19 protein-coding genes are annotated in these 21,021 nt (G+C 53.3%); 9 read left to right on the top strand and 10 right to left on the bottom strand.

Annotated features, from left to right (window positions below; genetic code table 11):
* Positions 1–28: 28 nt before the first annotated feature.
* Both HN413_07030 and HN413_07025 read right to left on the bottom strand, forming a co-directional pair.
* Complete coding sequence (locus tag HN413_07030) at positions 29–445, bottom strand: hypothetical protein (GenBank protein ID MBT3390149.1); 417 nt, start codon at positions 443–445, stop codon at positions 29–31.
* Positions 446–455: 10 nt separating this feature from the next.
* On the bottom strand, positions 456–1,961 hold the full coding sequence (locus tag HN413_07025) for a hypothetical protein (protein ID MBT3390148.1): 1,506 nt from the start codon (positions 1,959–1,961) through the stop codon (positions 456–458).
* A 332-nt stretch (positions 1,962–2,293) separates the two neighbouring features.
* Between HN413_07025 and galE the strand changes: the two genes are divergently transcribed.
* The gene (gene galE / locus HN413_07020) at positions 2,294–3,271 is read left to right on the top strand and encodes a UDP-glucose 4-epimerase GalE (protein MBT3390147.1); all 978 of its coding nucleotides are present in this window, start codon (positions 2,294–2,296) and stop codon (positions 3,269–3,271) included.
* 53 nt (positions 3,272–3,324) lie between these two features.
* Here galE and HN413_07015 read toward each other — a convergent pair whose 3' ends face one another.
* From HN413_07015 to HN413_06990, 6 genes are all read right to left on the bottom strand, one after another.
* Positions 3,325–4,104, bottom strand: coding sequence for a LysM peptidoglycan-binding domain-containing protein (locus HN413_07015; protein ID MBT3390146.1), 780 nt, complete (start codon positions 4,102–4,104; stop codon positions 3,325–3,327).
* Between the two features lie 248 nt (positions 4,105–4,352).
* Positions 4,353–4,853: a GtrA family protein gene (locus tag HN413_07010; GenBank protein ID MBT3390145.1), complete on the bottom strand. Its 501-nt coding sequence runs from the start codon at positions 4,851–4,853 to the stop codon at positions 4,353–4,355.
* Positions 4,837–7,056: a hypothetical protein gene (locus tag HN413_07005; protein MBT3390144.1), complete on the bottom strand. Its 2,220-nt coding sequence runs from the start codon at positions 7,054–7,056 to the stop codon at positions 4,837–4,839. The genes HN413_07010 and HN413_07005 overlap by 17 nt, the downstream gene beginning before the upstream one ends.
* Before the next feature lie 172 nt (positions 7,057–7,228).
* A complete protein-coding gene (locus HN413_07000; protein MBT3390143.1) occupies positions 7,229–9,223 on the bottom strand; it encodes a hypothetical protein in 1,995 nt (664 codons plus the stop codon).
* A 215-nt stretch (positions 9,224–9,438) separates the two neighbouring features.
* The gene (locus tag HN413_06995; GenBank protein ID MBT3390142.1) at positions 9,439–10,350 is read right to left on the bottom strand and encodes a hypothetical protein; all 912 of its coding nucleotides are present in this window, start codon (positions 10,348–10,350) and stop codon (positions 9,439–9,441) included.
* A gap of 113 nt (positions 10,351–10,463) precedes the next feature.
* The gene (locus tag HN413_06990) at positions 10,464–11,957 is read right to left on the bottom strand and encodes a M1 family metallopeptidase (protein ID MBT3390141.1); all 1,494 of its coding nucleotides are present in this window, start codon (positions 11,955–11,957) and stop codon (positions 10,464–10,466) included.
* A gap of 98 nt (positions 11,958–12,055) precedes the next feature.
* Here HN413_06990 and HN413_06985 point away from each other — a divergent pair, with 98 nt between their 5' ends.
* The 5 genes from HN413_06985 (at position 12,056) to HN413_06965 (ending at position 15,812) form a co-directional block, all read left to right on the top strand.
* Positions 12,056–12,697, top strand: coding sequence for an MBL fold metallo-hydrolase (locus tag HN413_06985; protein ID MBT3390140.1), 642 nt, complete (start codon positions 12,056–12,058; stop codon positions 12,695–12,697).
* A gap of 80 nt (positions 12,698–12,777) precedes the next feature.
* Positions 12,778–13,080: a hypothetical protein gene (locus HN413_06980; protein ID MBT3390139.1), complete on the top strand. Its 303-nt coding sequence runs from the start codon at positions 12,778–12,780 to the stop codon at positions 13,078–13,080.
* A 70-nt stretch (positions 13,081–13,150) separates the two neighbouring features.
* Positions 13,151–14,221, top strand: a complete 1,071-nt coding sequence (gene mutY / locus HN413_06975) for an A/G-specific adenine glycosylase (protein MBT3390138.1) — start codon at positions 13,151–13,153, stop codon at positions 14,219–14,221.
* A 1-nt stretch (position 14,222) separates the two neighbouring features.
* A complete protein-coding gene (locus HN413_06970; GenBank protein ID MBT3390137.1) occupies positions 14,223–15,299 on the top strand; it encodes a peptidase M19 in 1,077 nt (358 codons plus the stop codon).
* A gap of 30 nt (positions 15,300–15,329) precedes the next feature.
* Positions 15,330–15,812, top strand: a complete 483-nt coding sequence (locus HN413_06965; GenBank protein ID MBT3390136.1) for a hypothetical protein — start codon at positions 15,330–15,332, stop codon at positions 15,810–15,812.
* 156 nt (positions 15,813–15,968) lie between these two features.
* On the opposite strand, the gene HN413_06960 is transcribed toward HN413_06965, so the two are convergent.
* Entirely contained in the window at positions 15,969–16,526 is a 558-nt protein-coding gene (locus HN413_06960; GenBank protein ID MBT3390135.1) for a hypothetical protein, read from the bottom strand.
* A gap of 159 nt (positions 16,527–16,685) precedes the next feature.
* Between HN413_06960 and HN413_06955 the strand changes: the two genes are divergently transcribed.
* Positions 16,686–17,684: a TIGR03617 family F420-dependent LLM class oxidoreductase gene (locus tag HN413_06955; GenBank protein MBT3390134.1), complete on the top strand. Its 999-nt coding sequence runs from the start codon at positions 16,686–16,688 to the stop codon at positions 17,682–17,684.
* A gap of 120 nt (positions 17,685–17,804) precedes the next feature.
* Positions 17,805–18,458, top strand: a complete 654-nt coding sequence (locus HN413_06950) for a protein-L-isoaspartate(D-aspartate) O-methyltransferase (protein MBT3390133.1) — start codon at positions 17,805–17,807, stop codon at positions 18,456–18,458.
* On the opposite strand, the gene HN413_06945 is transcribed toward HN413_06950, so the two are convergent.
* Positions 18,459–20,093, bottom strand: coding sequence for a ribonuclease J (locus HN413_06945; GenBank protein MBT3390132.1), 1,635 nt, complete (start codon positions 20,091–20,093; stop codon positions 18,459–18,461).
* Positions 20,094–20,590: 497 nt separating this feature from the next.
* Between HN413_06945 and HN413_06940 the strand changes: the two genes are divergently transcribed.
* On the top strand, positions 20,591–21,021 hold a 431-nt coding region (locus tag HN413_06940), incomplete at its 3' end, for a hypothetical protein (GenBank protein ID MBT3390131.1).

The following is a 21,021-nucleotide window of genomic DNA, read 5'->3' as shown; positions in this document are numbered from 1 at the left end:
ACCGCGAGTAGAAACCCGCCGTTTTATTTTATTCATCTGGTTCGGGGAATTCAATCACTTCGAGCGTTGGCACACCTTCGGGCCAGGGAGCTTCGGCAGGAGCGGGTAAATCGGGCGGGGCTTCTTCATAGCCTTCAATAGGGGGTGTGGGGAAAGGGTTTTCGATGGTTGGGGTTGCCAGCGCTGCAATCGGCGGCGCGGAATGGATCAAGATTTCTGGCACAGTGCGCTGGTGGCGGATGATGAGATAACCCTCTGCAAATACCGCGATGAATAATACAATGATCAGGCTGCGTAGTACCCAGGGCGAGCGTTTGGTTTTTATTTCTTTGGCACCCCAACGTTTGCCGACTACCGAGGGGGCATCTTCGGCTTCTTCCAGCGCATTAGCGCGCATTTGTTCAATCAGTTCTTGGGTGTCTTGGATGTTCTTTTCTTCAGTCATGTTTATACTCTCACCGATTTATGCGCAGCGTGATCGCCGTTGTAGGCGGTACACTGATATAACCAGACCATTCGTAGCGGAAATGGTAGTTGTAGTTGCGGTAATTGTAGTTGTAGCCCAAAATACGATAAGTATCAGGGTTTAGTTTAAGTACAACATTACCGTTGCCATCTGTGATGCCGTATTGGCCGGAATAGTAATAATAGGTTGTGTTTCCGCTTTTTACAATCCGATAGGCATATACATAAACGCCGGGGAAGGGGTCTTTACGTTGATCGACTACCTTAACCGTGAGCTGTCCTGCCCCTACGGTGATCGTCGCAGTGGTTGTTTGGGGTACGTTGATGGTATCCGACCAGTAGGTTGTATGCTGGTAGTCCACACGGAATTTATAGCTGCCATCGTTTAGCTCGAGGGTGGCGCGGCCTTCCTTGTTGGTTGAAGCGCGTTTGCCCGCGTAGCTATCATCGGCGTAATAAGTGTATACCTTCAAGTTGGCGAGTCCCGTTCCGTTGCTGGTGACCACTTTCACAGTGACCTGCGTCCCGCCCACCTGTATGGTGGTTGAATCCACATCGGGGCTGGTCACTGCGTCTGACCAGTATTCCTGCCCATCGTAATCCGCCCGGAATTTATAACTTCCATCGGGTAAATCCACAATCGCTATTCCGTTCTTATCGGTGCGACCAGAAATCCCTGAATAGTCTCCTGTCGTATTGAAGGCGTATACTGGCACCTTACTGACGGCCTGCCCCTGGCGGTTGGTGACGCGTACTGTGAAGGGCGCTTCGGGGATGCGGATATTTACCGAAGTGGTGCTGGTAGTGATGATCGTTTCTGACCAATAGGGCTGGCCTTTATAATCGGCGCGGAATTTGTAGCTGCCATCGGGCAGCGTGAAGGTTGCCATGCCGTTTTGATTAGTCGTCTGGCTGTCTCCGGCATAGGCTTCGGCGTCGGTATAGGCGTGAACGGGGATGTCGGCAAGGGTGAGGCCGCGTGCGTTCATGACATGCACATTGATTTCTCGGACAGTAATTGTAATCGTCGTGCTGGTTTGGGCTGGATACGAAATTGTCACCGACCAGAATTCTTGACCGTTATACTCGGCGCGGAATTTGTAGCGTCCGGGATTCAGACCGGAGAATGTGGCGACGCCGTCAAGATTGGATTCTGCCGAGGCCACCTGGGCGCTCTCGCTGTTGAAGGCGGATACCTTCACGCCGGAAATTGTGCTGCCCGAACTGGTGACCACGTTTACGAGCATGTCTTCGGGGATGGGTGTTGGGGTGGGAGTTGCCTCCAGCGGGGTTTCTCCCCCGCTGAGTTCTTCGCCGCGCAGTGAATCAACAACATTTTGGTAAACATTGCCCACGCTGGTTCCGGTAAGCGCCAGCCCGCCCATGACGGCCATGGAGATCAACACCAGAATGATGGCGTACTCCACCAACCCCTGCCCGCGGGAGCGGTTTGCGCAAAAATTACGGCTTATATTAGATGGATATTCTCTCGACATAGCTAGTTCCCAGGAATGATGTGCGTGAATGATAACGATTGTATCGGAATTGTTAATGAATTGAAAAGTCTTGTTATTCAAGTATAAGGGTTCAAGTAGTGAAGTCAACTAACAAATTTGTTGAGAGCGTTCTGCCGCGTTGTATAATAGGCGAGCAAAGTAAGAAAGTGATGGATAGCGTATTTATCAATAGAAGCTTAAACACGTAAACGCAAAGTCGCAGAGTTTAGATTTTATTCTCTGCGCTTTGGCTTCTTTGCGACCTTGCGTTAGTTTTTATTGATGTTAATGCTATGGTTGTTGAGTATAAAAGTAATGAATAGAGGCTCTATATGCGTATTTTTCTAACTGGCGGGGCGGGCTATATTGGCTCGGCGACTGCCGAAACTTTGCTTGCGAATGGACATTCTGTAACGGTTTATGATTCGTTGGTAACTGGTCATCGCGCTGCAATTCCGGCAGCGGCGCACTTCATTCAGGCCGATCTGGGCGATGCGGCTGCGCTGAAAACTGCCCTGAGCGCCCAGCCTTATGATGCTGTGATGCACTTTGCGGCTTTCATTGAGGCTGGCGAGAGCATGAAAAACCCCGGCAAATATTTCAAGAATAATTTAACCTACTCATTGGAGTTGATTGAAGCCGCGGTACAGGCAGGTGTGAGGCGCTTTGTACTTTCGTCTACAGCAGCGGTATATCAGTCCAGTGATGAGCCGCTTAGCGAAAATTCACCTTTGGGGCCGAACAATCTCTATGGGCATACGAAATTGATGATCGAACAAGCCCTGGAATGGTACCGGCAAATCCACGGGCTGCATTACGCGGCCTTGCGTTATTTCAATGCCGCCGGAGGCTTTGCCCACCGCGGGGAAGCGCACCAGCCCGAATCGCACCTCATCCCGCTGACGTTGCAAGTCCCCCTCGGGCAACGCGCGAAAATCTATATCTATGGCACAGATTATCCGACCCCCGATGGCACCTGCATCCGCGACTATATTCATATCCGCGATCTGGTTTCTGCGCACCTGTTGGCATTAGACGCATTGGGCGAACGCGAGCAGATGGTCTATAACCTGGGCAATGGCGCGGGATATTCTGTGCGGGAAGTGATCGAAACCGCCCGCGAAGTCACCGGGCATCCAATCCCGGTGGAAGAAACCCCGCGGCGGGCGGGCGACGCCCCGCGGCTGGTAGCCGCCTCCGAGCGGATACAGCGCGAACTGGGCTGGCAGCCTCAAACCCCCGCCCTAAAGGATATTATCGCCAGCGCCTGGGAATGGCACCAGACGCATCCGCATGGGTATATAGCATAAAAAAAAGAGCGCAATGCTGTTTTCCAGCATTGCGCTCTTTTTTATGCGTACTTTTATCGCCGCATGAAAATAGCATACACGCCCAGGATGATTCCCAGCAAAATTACAGCCGCGCCAATAATTCCTAACGTGGGGGATGGCCCTTCGCCGATTGGAGCTGGCTCTTCGGCAACCTTGACCGAGTTCTTTTGCGCGCCAAAATCAAGATAGCTTTCATCTCCGGGGTTGAGGGTGATAGCCGCGCTGAATTCAGTGGTGGGGTTATAGCCATCGGGGACACCGACAGTAATCGTATATTCGCCTTCTTCTATTTCGGTTGTGCAGAAATGATCCAAACCGCTGAGCGTATCTTCGGTGATCGAAACTGTACCGGTGGCGTTGCCGATGCTGATAGCTCCGCCTGGGATGGATATTTCCTCTTCCTGGCGGATCGCGTCCCCGTTGATATCGTCATACAAGATCACGCATAGAATACCAAAACCAATTTCGACCGTAGGCGTTGGCCCGGCGGGCATGGGTGTGGGCGTGGCTTGTGCGGCAGGGACCGCCGTGGCAGGGCCGCCAAGCCCCAGGAAAATCTCATCCCCGGGGGCGATGACGGCATCATCTGCCAGACCATTGAGCGCGCGTAGCTCATCAAGCGGAATATTGAAATTGGCTGAAATACTCCACACGGAATCGCCTGCTTGTACAGTATAAATAATCCGCCCGTCTGGGCCGGGCGTTGGCGACAAAATGGGGGTTGTTTGTCGTGGAGCCGCCGCCATTGCCGGGAGTGTTACCCCAACCAGAAGCATAATCAAAGATAAACTGAATAGAATGCGAGTTTTCATCCCCCGAATTATACAAGACTAGCGGATTGGGGATAAGGGGGAATAAGTACCGGTTTAGGGCTTTCTAAAACCGCCAACGACAGAAATATGTCATTCCGACCGTAGGGAGGAATCCCTGTGACGAAACGTGAATAGTTGTCAGCGTTTGCTCAATTTTGAGTGAAATCTCAGGGATTTTTCGCCATTGGCTCGAAATGACTCTAGGAAATGTCAACAAATTTATCTATCAAAACGAATCAATCCCGACTTTATTTAAAAACAACCCACTTGTTCAGGAAGAAATTCCAGCCGAAGGCGGCCGCAGTTGCCAGAATCAGAGCGACAATTTCCGGAACGTGCAACAAGTTCAGGCTGAGGGCCATCACCCCGGCGTTGATGCCCAGTGCGACGATATGTGTTAGTGTGAAGAGGAAAGCCGCTCGCCAGATTGGGACACGATATATTGTATCCTTAGCACGAAATGTCCAGGTACGGTTCCAGTAAAAGCTGTTAGTCATGCCAATGGCGTAGGCCAAACCTTTTGCCAGCACCGGCAGTGTCGCCAACCCAAGCGCGCGCGTCAGGGTGTAGTAGGTTGCTGCATCAATCAGCGTGTTCGAAACGCCGACGAGTGCGTATCGGAAGGCTTGGGTAAGCGTTTTTTGAATTTTGCCCTCGCCCCCGGCCCCTCTCCCGAAATCGGGAGAGGGGAGTCTAGAGCGTAGCGGTAGACGGGGTGAGGGCAAGATCATTTTAGTTTCCGCAGTCATACAACACCTCGCTCTGAGCATCCTGTCGACCAGCGGGAGCTCCAGGCCCAGTCGCTTGGGCAGGCTGACCCTGCGAAGCATCGATGCCCGGAAGTTCCACCACTGAGCAATTCTTCACCATCCACTGAGAAATTTCTTGCTTGCCCTGCGGCGTGCCCAGAATGAAGCGCAATTCACCGTTTTCGAGCATGGCTTGCAGTCCACCCAAATCCACCACGTTATCCCCGCCGCTGAAGCCGCCAAAGGTCAACACCGGGCGGCCGGTTTCCAAAATGAACGGTGCCGCGCCGCGGGCGTTGTTGGTCGCCAGCAGGTAACTATCGGGATCGGTGTTTGCCAGCGTGTAGGCCAACACTGCCTGCCCGTATTCGTTGAGCAGTTCTTCGTTGGGTGTCATCTGCGAAGCCCGCGTATGATCGGCATTGGCCACGCCCGCTGTGGGCAGGGCTACATTGGGGCTCGTATTCCACACCGTCAACGCCGACCATGTTAGCGGAGCGACAAGCAACGCCGCCAAGACCAGGCCCAAACCCACTTTGCGGATTCTCGCCAGCGGTTTCAAAATGAGCATACCCATCCCGGCCAGCCAGAGCAGGATGGTGGCGATGGCGACGCCCGCGGCATATTCTGGATACGTCCGCATGGTGAAAATCTCGAAAAGGATCGTCATCCCGGTGAGCAGGGCGGTCACGATCCAGGCCGGGGCGTGATTCTGTTCCCAATATTTTGCCAAACCCCAGAAGGTGATCCCCACCAGCGCGGCCAGCGGCGGCCCCAGCATGATCAGATAATAGCGATGGAACAGTCCCGTAGTGAAACCAAAATAGGCCATCGCCGGGAGTAGCCAGCCCGCCCACAGCACAATGCTGAAATGTTTGCCGCTCAGCGGCCACGCCCAGCCCAAAATGACCAATACCACCGGCAGGCCGAGCATCACCAGCGCCAGCAGCCAGCTTGCCTCGGTGACGAGCGGCTCCAGGAACAGGCGCAGCACGCCCGCCGCGCCGGTTTCGCTGCTGTTCATGCCGCCACCGGGTTGACGGTTGGGGGTTGAAGGCTGGGCGTTGGGAGCGTTAGGATTTTGGTTGGCGGGCGGCTGGGTGCGGCCTTCGGGCCCGCAGACCAGATCGCCCTGCGGGAATGCGGAACAGGCGCCGTCGATAGTATTGCCGTTGCGTAACTCGACAGTGCAGGCATCGCTAACGCTGAGTCCCGCACAGGCTGCCAGGGCTTCGGGAGGCGGCTGGCGGTCGTTCGCTGGATTCGCGCCGGGGGCTGGATTACCATCGGAGGGCACGCCCCCACCTGGAGCCGGGTTCGCTTGCCCTGCCCCGGGAGCAGGACCATCGGCCACACGCGGGCCATCTCCACCGCGGCCGCGGTTATTCAATCCCAAACGGCTGAGACCATTATGACCGATAATCAATTCCAGCACGGTGTTGTTGTCGCTGGAGCCGATGAAGGGACGGTTTTCAGGGTTTGTTAAATCTACGGCGGCGACCCAGGCAAAAGAGACCACCAGCAGGAGCATTGTGGCCGCGCCAAGCTGCAAGATACGTCCCCACCAGGGCTTGCGGGCACTGAAGAAGTAGAGCGCGTAGAAGGCGGGCAGCACCATATAGGCTTGCAGCATTTTGATGTTAAAGCCCAAACCGATCAGCAGCGCGCCGAAAAGCAGATAGCGTGTTTTGCCATTTTCTGCGGCCTTGAGAAATACCCAGGCTGCCAGCAGCAACACAAAGACCAGCAGACCGTCGATGGTGTTGTTGCGCTCAGTGGCAATCGTGATGGGTGTGACCGCCAAAACCAGCGCCGCGATCAGCCCGGCCCACACGCCGAAGTATTTACGCACCAGATGGTAAAGCACGCCGATGGAGAACACACCAGCCAATGCCTGTGGCAGCGCCAGGGCGAAGCCATTTACGCCAAAGAAATAGGCCGAAACCGCCTGCACCCAGAAGCCCAGCGGGGGTTTGTCCACCGTCACCGATCCGCCCGGTTCGAAAGCCGCGTAGAAGAAATTGTGCCACGATGTGAGCATCGATTTGACCGTGGCGGCGTAATACGTATTGCCAATGCTGTACGCACCCAATTGGTAGAAGCGCAAAAACGCGCCCAAAACAATGATGGCGCTAAGCCCGAGAACGGCCAGCGGGGTTTTGAGCTGGCGAATGCGAGTATTGGATTGGGGGGTTGTTGTCATGGCAATCTCCAGATAGTAGGTGAAAAAATGCCTGTCACTTGTGTAAGTAACAATAGCTTATCAAAGAGATGTTTAGAACTTGTTTAGATGGTTTTGTGATTTGGTTTAGAAACAAAACAGCCCCCAATTTTAGGTTGGGGGCTGTTTGCAGTCATCTTCTGCGAAATCTTTTTTATTCCGCTACGTACTCATCTACAAGTTCAATTGTCTCATCGATGGAACCATCGGAGCCGTAGTCGATGTCGATGAACATACTGGTGCCGGGGCCTTCCCATTCCAGGAATTTGAGAAAGGCGGTGTCGCCCGGTTCCATATAAATATCATTATTATTGAACCAGGCTTCTCCATCATCGTCGATACGGTACATCACAATTTCGTAAGTGCCGTATTCCGTGGTGTTGTCGGTATTGATGCTCAACGTGCCGTTTTCAATATCCAGTTCGACGATGAACTCAGCGCCCGATTCGATATCCAGAGCCGCCACGATGAATTCGTAATCGGCGGCGGGGGTTTCGATGCCGAAGATCATATCTGGGGCGTCGTTATATTCGGTGCTGTACGCCAGGCGTTTGCCATCCGGGGAGATTGTAATCACATCTTTCGCTCCGGGGTCCAGATAAAGGTCGGCCACAACCAGGTTATAGCCGGGGCCGATCATGGTCACATCGGAGGTGATGCCCTCTGCGGCGCGGCTGGCATCCACCGTGATGGTGAACTCAATCCCCAGCGGGATGAAGTAAACCGGCTCGTTGTTGATGTCCCAAATATCCACGCCGAATTTCATATTGTCGCCGCGGGCGCCTTCGATCTCGTTGACGAACTCACCATCCACGAAGCCAATGCGTTTGCCTTCGGCGGTGGTGATCAGCAGGTCGGCCTGGCCGTTGAGCCAAATCTGATTGAACTCTTGTGCCGGAGCAGCCAGCCCGCGCCCGCGCCCCAAACTGGCGTTTCCGTCGCCAGCGCAAAATTCACAATATTGCTGCTCAAGGCGACTGGTAATGCCCACAATTTCCAGCGTGCCCGTGCTGGCATCGCCTTCATAGAGCGATTCCGGTTCGTTGGGGTTAGTGGATGCCTGATACGACCAGGAATTGCCGTTTTTATCAATCACCAGCACACGTCCCATATCGGGCCAGTTGTTGTCGTAAACCAAAACATGGAAAATGCCGCCGCCCTGATCTTCTACGGCGTAAGGTGTAATCGCGTGCCCGCCGCTGAAATCGGCCATATAAATGCCCATGACCCATTTTTCAGCCGCGTTTGCGCCTTCGTTAAAAGTCTGAATCAGCACGTCCAGAATAGCACTGGGCGATTCGTCCAGCTTGATCGAGGATGCGGGCAATGTGGCCTGTGTTGTCCACCAATAGGCAATTTCGCGCTGCAAAGCTTCGTCGGCCAGTGAAAGATCGTGAGCGGTATCGCCGCCGAATTGTGCGGCCTCAATAATTTGGTCGTACATCAACATACTTAGCACAGCCATGCCTTCACAGTGCCCGCCGTCCATATAATTATTGATCTCGGTCATCCAGCGTTGCGCAGGCGGCGTGAGTATGCACTCTCCTCCGGATAAACTGGCGCAGACCATATCGCCAAACATGCGCTGCAGTTCAGCCGCGGTGAGATTGGCGGAGACGGAATCGTTGCCATAGTTTTCGAAGCTGAAGCCGTTATCTTCGGGACGGAAGCCGCTATCGGCGGCATCTCCGCTGGGGGTGGTGGACTCGCTCGAGGTTGATCCTCCACTACTGGCAGAATCCTGCGCCACGACTTCACCGTCATACTCTACGCTGTCGCCCACATACCATATTACGCCAACCTGACCTAATTCCACGTTCTCGGCCACTTCCACGATGGTGTAGTCCTCACAATCGGCAGCCACCAGCGTGAACGTGCCCACGAGATCATAATAATCCCAAAAATCATCACCCGGTTCGAGTTCCACCTCGGCGAAGATGTGTTCCGCAGCGACTTCACTCTCGCCCGCGGGAACGGCGCCAAAGGCGCATAGCGTTGTATCGGTTTCGTTAATAATTTCGACATAGGGATCATCGTCTTGAGCCAATGCCGGGCGTACGCTGATCGATGCCGAAACGACCAACGCCAGCAAAAACAGCAATGCAACCGCGATGATGCGCTGCCACTTATTTGGATTGAGTGTTTGCATAAAAAAGGTCTCCTGAAGGGAATGTGGATAAAGTTAGTCCATTATAAACGATGTTTAGAAAAAAGTGAATTCATCAAAAGAAGAGTGCAGGTACAAGTGTCTAGCGAAGCGCCCTACGCTGCGCTGGATGCCTCGGCTATACGCCTCGGCATGACATTTGTGCCACCTGTGCCCTTGATGATATTTGTACTATTCGGGATCGAAATTTACTCAGACTACTGCAATCGTGACACTAGCAGGCCGATCAATGCAACCAATCCCCCACAAGCCATCAGCGCCAATAATACATTGCAACCCACCCCCGCCCCCAGAATGGCAAGCGATTTACGATCAGTGGGTTCGGCGGTGCCATACTTCAGTGGAGTCATTACCATGGTGATCTCTTGCGGCCTGGGTGCGGTTTTGATGGCTTCAAGCAGCACACGCAGATCATTCACCCAAGCTTCCATATGTTTATGGTTAATCGCTTCGAGTTGAATGCGGCGCAGCATAAATTTGATACCCTCAGGTTGCACCAAAATCTGGCGTAGTTCATAAGCTCCAGTCACCCGCATTAATTGACGAATGGCTGTGCGCGGAGCACGCTCGTGAAGAATATTGCGCATCCAATTTGCATCCAGCGCGTAGAGACTTAAATTGCGAAAAATGGGGTCATTAAGGTCTACTTCTTCATACCCCGATAGATTAGCGCCAAATTTGCCGATTTCGCTCTTGAAAAGTATTGCAGCGCGCGTATTCAACGGCACAGCGATATTGATCTCCAATGTTGGGCCGCGGTGGAAATAAATATCGGCCTGTCGACCGAGTAATTTGCCCTGGTAGCGCCGTCCGTTCTGTAAATAAGGCTGGCCTTCCAGCCCCCACGCGGCAAAGACCTCATCGAGATACGCGGCGCGTTGACGAATGCTGCGCAAGCCCCAGATGATAACCCCGACGATGCCTGCCAGCATTAGCCCGATCAAAATTACGATGAAAAAAGTGAAGTTGGTATCTCGGTCGCCGCCCCACAACGCTGCAATCAGCGCCGGGATGATGAACAGGCCAAATACCAGCACCACGCTGAAAATTTGGAAAGCGATATTACGGGCGCACCCGCTGCCGTAAGTTTTGAGGAGTTGTTTTTCCATGATTTTATACTATGCCCTCACCCTGATTCTCGCTGCGCTTCGAATACGTCCCTCTCCCAATTTTGGGAGAGGGACAAACCTGAGTAAAACGAAGGTCAGGGTGAGGGCTTTCACTACGGATACTGAAAATACGATGTCATCAACGCGCTGATATCCACATTGCTGTGACGTGCCAGGGTGGTGAAAAAATCTTGGCGTGTGACAATCTGATTGCGATAGGTTTCCACATAATCTTTTACAAAGGCGAAGAAAGCCTCATCGCCGATCAAAAAGCGTAAATCTTCCAAAAATTTTGCGCCTTGTAAATAAATCGCATCGCGGTAGGTGCGATAGCCGCCGTTGTAAGTCAGATCGCTATCGATCCAGCCCGAGGGTACATAATAATTCACCCGCGCGTACCACCACCAATCTTGCGAGTTGGGATACAATTTTTCGTAAAAGAGACGCTCGCTGTAGGTGCAAAAAGCCTCATCCAGCCACGGCTCTAAAAACGGATCGTTGCCGACCAGCCCGTAAAACCACTGGTGCGCGGTTTCATGTGCCGTAATCGTCACCAGATAGGTTTCAGCGGTACCATCGAAGGTGTTGAAAAATGCGTGGCTGATAAAAATCAGGCTCTGGTATTCCATATCGTGCAAAAAATCGGCTTCGACCAGCGTCATGCTAGAGTGGGGATATTCGCCATAAAGTTCAGTATACAATTCCAGCGCGTTAATCACGGTTTCAAAAGCGGCTTTCCCGCCCACCTGATGCTGCGGAAAGATATATGCCTGAACCAGCACATCATCAACCTGTTCTTCGAGCAGCATATACGAAGCACTCACCGAAGCCACAAAATTGCGCGCATCTTCGAGATGGTAAATATGCACATCGTCATTCCCCGTATCGGGTGCGCTGGCGGCGATCATTGTCACCGAGGGGGCATTTACTACTTTCAGGGCTACATCGAAATTTGCCACCGGGTAAACCAGGTGTTCGCCATAATACCAGGTAGGGTGTACGATCCAGCCCTCCCCGGCTTTATACGCCGGAACGAAGGGATACCAATCGACCAGGTTGACCTGGCGCAGCGTATATCCAAAGGGGATCGGCCCATAATCTTCCGACTGGATAATCTGGGGCAAGAAAAGTTCAAAATCCATCGTCAGGCGGCGCGTATCATTGGGAGCCAGCGGTTCCGCCAGTGGAATAATCAGGCTGATTTCGTCGAAATAATAACCCTCAATCGGCGTTCCATCGTCCCAGGTCAGGCTGGTTAATTCGAAGGCGTTTTCATACCAGCGCGGTTGTACGACCAGCGTCAGATTCGTGATGGGTTCGTCTGACAGGTTGGGGATAGTGATGGTTTCCGATGCCTTTAGCCAACGGGCGCTAAAATCCAACTCGGCGGAGATGGCGTACTGGATTTCGGGTGGGGGCGCGGGCGTAGGGCTGGGTTCTGGCGTGGGGGTGGGTTCCGGCGTCGGGGTCTGGGTTGGCTCGAGCGTAGGACTCGCCGCGAGCGAAGCGAGTGTAGGAACCGCTGTTTCAGTTGGAACCACCTCGGGCGCGGCCCCGCAAGCCGTCAGCATCAGGGAGAGAATCATCAAGATGAGTGCGCGTTTCATGGGCAAAATCTTATCATGGAATTTGAATTTTGCCGCTTCTTAGCGCGATGGTATAATCGGAGCCAAAGTACTCTGTCGACATCTGTTTTGGAGCATCTATGAAAATTACCTGGCACGGCCATTCCTGTTTCCGATTATCAGCCCGCGGGCTGGCAACCGTTGTTACCGATCCGTATGACCATCAAGTTGTTGGCTACCAGCCGTTGAATTTGCGCGGCAATATTGTCACCGTTTCCCAGGATACGCCTGAATATAATTACGAAAATGCGGTGAAATCGAAAGAGCACGTACTCAAAGGGCCGGGAGAATACGAAATTGGCGATGTATTTATCACAGCTTTACGCACCAATGGTAAAAAGCGCCAACCCGATGAGTTGCGCAATACGTTATTTGTATTTGATTTTGAAGGGATCACGGTAGCGCATTTAGGCGCGCTGACGCGTGTCCCCAGCCAATCGCAGGTGGAGGCTTTGGGAAATGTGAAAGTGGTTTTGGTTCCGGTGGGCGGTGGGAACGCGCTCAACGCGGCAAAAGCCGCCGAAGTGATCAGTTTGCTTGAACCGGGCATTGTCATTCCCATGCAGTATCTCACGCCGGAAAGCAAACTTGAACTCGACCCGTTAGACAAATTCTTGAAAGAAATGGGCCTGGGTGATCAAATCCCCGAAGACGAACTCACGGTAACATCCTCCTCGGTTCCCGACGAAACGCAGGTTGTGGTGTTATCGTATCAAGCCTAATTGACTTACCACAAAGACATGAAAAACACCAAGGAACGCTTTGAGGTAAGAAATTTTTTGAATATTTGGTGGAGCAAACAATGGCGGTAAAGCTATTGATGACCTGGAATATCCAGACAGGTCGCGAGCAAGAATATTTTGAGTTCGTTGTGCGCGAATTTATCCCCCAAATGCAGTTGCTTGGGTTGGAAGCCTCTGATGCCTGGGTGACAGTTTTTGGGAGCCATCCTCAAATTTTGGTTACAATGAAAACCAATACGATGGATTCCATGCGTCAGGCGGTGCGTTCAAATGAGTGGGATCAACTCACCGACCGTTTGCTGGACTACGTAGAAGATTTTCAGTATAAAACCGTTGCCGCGCGCCCCGGTTTCCAAATGTAATTGACCCAACCCAACGGGGGTGTGTGGATGTAAAGCGTCCATGCACCCCCGTTGGGTTGCAGCGTTCGTTATGTCAATTCCCTTCGTCCAAAACTTACTCCACTGGTATCATCGCAATGCCCGCCAGCTACCCTGGCGCGGTAATCCCGATCCCTACGCGGTTTGGGTTTCGGAAATTATGTTGCAACAAACCCGCGTGGATACCGTCATTCCCTATTTTGAGCGCTGGCTGGAGCGCTTTCCCACGCTGCACAGTCTGGCTGCCGCCGAGCAGCAAGCTGTGCTTCAGCAGTGGGAGGGGTTGGGATATTACAGCCGCGCCCGCAACCTGCACCGCGCCGCAAAGATTGTGGTTGAGCAGCACGCCGGCAAACTTCCTGCCGATGAAAAAGCGCTGCAAAAACTCCCCGGCATTGGCCGTTATACGGCTGGAGCGATTGCTTCGATTTGTTTTGGATTGGATACTCCTGCGTTGGATGGCAATATCCGCCGCGTCATGGCGCGCCTTTTCAATGTCACCGAGTTGGCGCGTTCGACCGAGGGTGAGCATAAGCTCTGGGCTTTGCTCAGCGAATACCTGCCCCCCGGGGAGGCTGCTGATTATAACCAGGCGCTGATGGAATTAGGCGCCCTCATTTGCGCGCCGCGCGCGCCCAAGTGTGACCAATGCCCCGTAGCCGATTCTTGCCTGGCCTATGAGTTGGGCGTTCAGGAACAACGCCCGGTGAAGAAGCGCAAGCCGCCTGTGCCGCATCATACCGTCACCGCGGCGGTCATTCGGCGCAACGGACATATTCTCATCGCGCAACGTGAACACAAAGGTTTGCTGGGTGGTATGTGGGAATTTCCCGGTGGCAAGCAAGAATCCGGCGAGAGTCTTCCCGAATGTTTGCGGCGTGAAATCTGTGAAGAATTGGGTGTGGATGTTGAAGTTGGCGCTCCGCTTGGGGTGTACGATCACGCCTATTCGCATTTCAAAATCACCCTGCATGCCTTTGACTGTACCCTACTCAAAGGTGAACCCCAGCCCATTGACCACGCCAGCCTCCAATGGGTTGTCCCGTCGGCGTTTAGCGACTATCCGATGGGCAAAATTGACCGTCAAATCGCTGCCCATATTCAACATTCAACCGGTAACTGATATGCTCATTGTAGATGCCCACCAAGACCTGGCCTGGAATATGCTCACCTTCGGGCGCGATTACACCCGTTCGGCGTTAGAAACTCGCCGCCTTGAAATGCACAGCGCTGCACCGCGTCACAACGGCGATACCCTGCTCGGCTGGCACGAATATCAACAGGGGCGCGTCGCCGTGATTTTCGCCACACTATTTGCGTCTCCGGCGCGGCGCACGCTGGGTGAGTGGGATGTGCAGAGTTACCGGGACACCGCCGAAGCCCGACTGCGCTATTCGGCGCAACTGGATGCCTACCATCGCCTGGTCGATCAGCACCCTGATAAATTCCGCCTGATTCGAACGCAAACTGACTTGCGGGCGCATCTGGCCGAGTGGCAGCCCGAAACGGCCTCCCCTCCGGTTGGGCTGGTGATCTTGATGGAGGCTGCCGAGGCAGTCGGACACCCATCGGAGTTGGAAGAATGGTGGCAGCGTGGTGTGCGCCTGATTGGTCCGGCCTGGGCGGGGACGCGCTTTTGCGGTGGCACCGGCGAACCAGGCCCGCTGACAAGCGATGGATATGCCCTGCTCGAAGCAATGGCCGATTTTGGCTTCAGCCTCGATTTCAGCCACATGGACGAAAAAGCGGTGTTGCAGGCTCTGGATATTTTCCCCGGCACAATGCTTGCATCTCATGCCAATGCGTCTGCCTTGCTCGACGGCCTGGATAGTAATCGCTTCCTTTCTGACCGTGTCATCCACGGGCTGATCGAGCGTGATGCTATCATTGGTGTTGTGCCTTATAATCCCTTTTTGCTCCCCGGCTGGCAAGCCAGCGATGGACGCCATCGGGTAACATTGGGTTTTGTGGCCGCGCAAATTGATTATATTTGTCAACTGGCCGGGGATGCCGCGCATGTGGGCATTGGCAGCGATTTCGATGGCGGTTTTGGCTTACAGAGCGTACCCGAAGGCATCGATACGATTGCCGATCTTGGAAAACTGGCTGGGCTATTGGCCGAAAAAGGGTATACTGAAAGTGATATTCAGTCTGTTATGGGCCAAAACTGGCTTAATTTATTAGCGCGCAGCCTGCCCTGATAAGCTAATTTTATGTAGAGGACGATTACTTTGGATCGAAAACCCGTAAATGGCACACGCAGAACTCGCTGGGGATTGGGGCTGGTGATGATCGGTTTCTTGCTCTTTTTGCTAGGAATTGAGCCGAATATTGTCGGCGCAGATCGTAGCCCGGTAGTTGGGTTCGTGCAAATTGCTGTTTTTGAAATTGGAATTGCGATTATTTGCCTGGGGGGATTTCTTTGCCTATCTATTAATTGGGATAGACGTGAGCGCACAATTGCCGAGGATATTGGTTTGCGCCTGGTGAGTACTGGCTATGTGATTGCGATTACTTCGGGCATGGCCGATGTGTTCGGGTTTGGCTCTCAACCCTGGCCGGTGATTCCCTATTTTGGTGAAATGCAGGCCGTTGGCGTGATTTTGGGTGAAGCTGTAATTGCAATTGGCTTTTTGTTAATGGTGGTTATTCCTCAAAAAATATCAGTATCCCCTCCCCTTGAAAAACCGAAAATTCAAATCGAAATAGAATAATAGGACTTGGCAAGACGATAAAAAAATATACCGAAAATAGGGATGTGCGGGGTGCGTAAGCCCTGAATAAAAATCTGTCTGGAAATACAAATTTATGAATGCAAAAAGAGCTTGCCGGAAATTTCCGGCACGCTCTTTTAATTGCAATATGCTTGTCTATCGATTTTGTCCCCGGCGCTGACCCTGTTGCAGCATATCGAAGGTACCATCGCAAGTGCCGTCGGTGAGGCAGGTGCCGTCGCCGTAGCTGGCAGCGGGGTTATTGGTGCCGGTCGAAGCCAGCCAGTCGGCTTGTTCTTGCGTGATCGTGCCATCAAGTACGGCCTGTGTGAGTGCGTCGGCGCGTGCCTGCGCGAGCATCTCGCTAATAGCAGTATAATCGAAGCCCAGACTCAGAGCCACATCGGCAAAAGTTTCGCCAGCATCCATGTGGGCAGCCAGTTCTGTGGGATCAATCCCCAGTGCCGTCGCCATGTTGGTGTGTAAAAGCTCATCCAGCGCACCATCAAGGTTGATATTCTGCTCCAAAGGGATTCCTGTGCTGGTACCGGCGCTGCCTTGCTGTCCGTTGCCGCCACCGCCATTACCGCCTGCACCGCCACCGCTGCCACCGGGGCCGCCTTTATCCAGCTCGGCTGCGAATACTGGGGCTGCGCCCATAAAAAGCGCTGCGGCTAAGGCCAAAACTGTTACGAGAATCAAGGTCTTTTTCATGTCTACCTCCAGGTAGGGTTGTTTTTGTATAATTTTTGGGCAAATTTGCTTGTGTTTGCCCAAATGTTTGAACTTGGCTATAGTATAGAACCAACATATGATGAAATAATGAACGAGTTGTGAAGAATTTGTGAAAATAAGCGTTGGTATAATCGTAGTATGAAAATCGATACCGTACTTCCCCCGCATTTTCTTACTTCTGTGCCAAAACTGGCCGCGGCGGTCGAAGCGATGGGCTTCGATGGCCTGTGGGCAACCGAAACCCAACACGATCCCTTTCTGCCCGGCCCGCTGATTGCCGAACACACCCAAAATTTGCAATTTGGCACCGCCGTGGCGATTGGTTTTGCGCGCAATCCGGCTACGCTGGCCTACACTGCCTGGGATCTGGCGCAAGCCTCGAATGGGCGCTTTATTCTCGGCCTGGGCACGCAGGTTAAGGGGCATGTCGAGCGTCGCTTTGGGATGCCCTGGCCTGATTCGGTCGTGGGCAAGCTGCGCGAGCAAATTCTCGCCATCCGCGCTTTTTGGGATACCTGGCAGAACGGCGAACGGCTCAACTTCCGTGGCGAATACTACAAGCTGACCCTGATGTCGCCTTTTTTCAACCCTGGCCCCAATTCACACCCCGATATTCCCATCTATATCGCCGGGGTCAACACCGGTCTGGCAAAACTCGCCGGAGAAGTGGCCGACGGTTTCCATGTGCATCCGCTGCACTCGCCGCGCTATCTCTCCGAGGTTGTACTCCCCGCCATTGAAACAGGAGCCACTTCGAGTGGGCGCGTCCGCTCCGATATCGCTGTGGCCGTATCCGCTTTCATAGTCACCAACCCCCATGAGCAGGCTTTTGTCCGCCAGCAGATTTCGTTCTATGCATCCACGCCTTCGTACCGGCGTGTATTTGCACTGCATGGATGGGAAGATGTGGCCGAAGAATTGTCTGGATTAGTGGCGCGCGGCAAATGGGGGGAGATGCCTGCTTTAATCAGCGACGAGATGCTGGCTACTTTTGCGGTGGTAGCCAAATCCGAAGATGTGCCCCACGCCCTGAAGGAACGCTATACTGGCCTGGCTGATCGAATTTCGCTCTACAGTCCTTTTACCCCCGGCGAGCGCGACGATTTTTGGCGGCACTTAATCAAGGAAATGCGCTGAAATTCTTAACGCAAGGACGCAAAGAAGCAGAGGCGCAAGGAAAAACAAAAAAGAAACTTTGCAACTTTGCATCTCAGCGCCGCCTGTACCCTTCAGGGTATTGCGTTAAAACTATTCCTAATGCACAACGAAGATGACTATGCCCAACAGCGTGCCGCGATGGTGCGCGATCAGATTGAACGGCGAGGGATTACAGACACGCGCCTGCTAGAAGTGCTGCGCACACTGCCGCGGCATCTCTTCGTGCCAGCGGCGCAGCAGCAATGGGCTTATTCGGATGGCGCGCTGCGTATTGAAGCGGGGCAGACCATCTCGCAGCCCTATATCGTCGCGTTGATGACTGAAGCACTGGGTTTACAGGGACACGAACGCGTACTCGAAGTCGGCACCGGCTCGGGGTATCAGGCGGCAGTGCTGGCGCAGTTGTGCGCGCAAGTTTACAGCATTGAGCGGCACGCGGCCTTGTCGGCTGCTGCTGGGGCAATTTTTGCCGATCTGGAAATCGAGAATATTCACCTGCACGTTGGCGATGGCACACTGGGACTCCCCGACCAGGCCCCCTTTGACGCGATTATGGTCACAGCTGCGGCGCCCGAAACCCCGCCTGCCTTGCTCGATCAACTCGCCGACGGTGGGCGTATGGTGATCCCGGCGGGGAGTCGTTACCAGCAGGTATTGGAATTATGGCAGCGTAGAGGGGATAAACGAAAAAGCCACCGCATTTCTGCCGTGGCTTTTGTTCCGTTGATTGGTGAACAGGGCTGGGAAAAGTAGTTAGACCCAGCTCAGCGTAACCAGCACCATTGGGCGGCTCTTGGTTTCGTTGTAGAGGAAAGAGCGCACGGTTTGCACTACCTGATCGTGGATATTGCCGGGGCTGCTCTTCACGGTTTCGACGATGCGTTCGCTGACAGCATCCAGTAATTCGTCGGCTTCGTGTTTGTAAACAAAGCCGCGCGTTATAATTTCGGGGAGTTCGCGCAACCGTCCGCCGTGATCGAGCACCAGGCTGATCAACACCACGCCTTCACGCGCCAGGGCTTCGCGCTCGCGCACTACGCTGGGGCCAACTTCGCCCACACGGGCGCCATCGACAAAGATATAGCCGCCGGGGATGCGGTCGCCCAGATTCAATTCGCCATCTTCAAATTCGACAATCTGTCCGTTTTCCACAACTGCAATATTCTCCGGCGAGATGCCGGAATCTTGTGCCAGCACGGCATGTTGACGCAGGTGACGCAGTTCACCGTGGATGGGGATGAGATATTTGGGCTTGACCAGGTGTAGCATGAGGGTCATTTCGTCTTGTTTGGCATGGCCGGAGACATGCACAGCCGTCAGGGGTTCGTAAAGTACGTTGGCGCCGCGGCGGAAGAGCCGGTTGATGGTGCGGTAGATGACTTCTTCGTTGCCGGGGATGGGGTGCGAGGAAAGCACAACGGTATCGCCATCCTTGATGGTGAAGCGGCGATTGGTGCCCATCGAGAGCCGCCCGACCATCGAGGAGGGTTCGCCTTGAGAGCCGGTTGCCATCAGTACAACTTCTGAAGCGGGCAATTTTAGCGCTTCTTCCAGGGGGACGACGGTGTCGGAGGGTGCTTCAAGATAGCCTAGTTTAATCGCCATTTTGGAGTTGTTTTCCATGCTGTAGCCAACAAAGGCCACTTTCCGTCCGTGGCGTTCGGCGGCATCCACAACTTGCTGCATCCGCGAAATCAAGGATGCAAAGGTAGCCACAATAATGCGGCCTTCGGCTTCGGCAAATACTTTGTCGAATGCCGGATCAATTACCCGCTCGGAGGGTGTCCATCCGGGTTTGTCGGCGTTGGTGGAGTCGGCCATCAAAGCCAGGACGCCGCGGCTGGAGAATTCGGCCAGTTTGGCGAAATCGGTGGGCCAACCATCGACGGGGGTGGGGTCAAATTTATAGTCGCCGGTGTGGACGACCAACCCAGCCGGGGTGGTGATGCCCAGACCAACCGCATCGGGGATGGAGTGGCTGACATGGAAGAATTCGACCGTGAAGGGGCCGATCTCGAGGCTGTCGCCCGCATTTACAGGAATCAGATCTGCTTTCTGCAGCAACCCACCCCGAGCGAGTTTGACTTCCACCAATCCCAGGGTCAGGCGCGTGGCATAAATCGGGGCGTTAATTTCTTCCAACACATGCGTGATGGCGCCGGTATGGTCTTCATGCCCGTGTGTGATCACGATGCCGCATACTTTGTCGCGGTGTTCGACTAAATACTCAAAATCGGGGATGATGTAATCGATGCCCAGCATGTCGTTGGTGGGGAACATGATGCCGGTATCTACCACCAAAATCTGGTCGTCGTATTCGTAGACCATCATATTTTTGCCGACTTCCCCCAGGCCCCCCAGAGGAATGATACGTAATTTGTTATTCATTTTTTATCCTTTTGTTTCTCCCCTTGCCCCGCGTTTTTGCGCGCAGATTTTTTCTTTGGAAATATCAATCTCAAATATCGTTGGCCGACACGCTGTGGCGTCAATGCGCAACTGCACTCAAAAATGCCATTTACCAGTTCATGAATCCAAAACGCGATTACCCCTGTCATCCAGGCTTGAAAAGGATGAGGGGCGGCGCGAGGTCAAGGGGTTTGATTCGGTTTTCGTTTTATAACCCTCCAAAAATGGAGGGGAGGTTTCAATTTGATCGCGGCGAGTGTAATTCACACAAGTGATATTTACAAAAACGCCCGGTCGGGATGTTCCGGCCGGGGCAAGCGCTTACATCTCAAAATTATTACCGCAATATCATCAAGCGCACGGATTGTAGCACGGAGAGTTGGATTTGTCAAAGCTGCTGAATTTTTGAGAATGGGCTATAATAATGGGCACGTTGCGCTACGCATATTGTATGATTTTGAACAGGTGATAGTTATATGACCGATCAATATTTTTATCCGAATATTTGGGGACGCGGTATTCTCACCTCGGCGGAGGATATTCTGGGCGAAAAAGGACTCAATGCCTTGCTGAATCTGGTTGGGTTGGCCGAATATATTGGTAATCATCCGACTGATAATATTCAAAAGGCATTCCCTTTTGAGCACGTTGCCAAACTCCAGCAGGGGCTTTTTGATATGTATGGCGCCAAAGGCGCGCGGGTATTCGCGATTCGCGGCGGGGAAGAAACTTTTCAGTACAGTCTGGCGAAATATGATAAAGTCCAAAGGGCCGGACGCGCGGCGATGGGGTTGGGTTCCTTTGAACTGCGCACCAAGCTGGGATTGCAGTTTTTTGCCAAATTTTTTAATTCGGTCAGCGATCAGATTGTACGCATTGATGATGATGACAACTATTATTACTGGAT

The sequence above is a fragment of the Chloroflexota bacterium genome (genome assembly GCA_018648225.1).
In the GTDB taxonomy this organism is placed as follows: domain Bacteria; phylum Chloroflexota; class Anaerolineae; order Anaerolineales; family UBA11858; genus NIOZ-UU35.
Note: the sequence above shows the minus strand (reverse complement) of the source record. Positions and strands in the feature narration are given on the sequence as shown.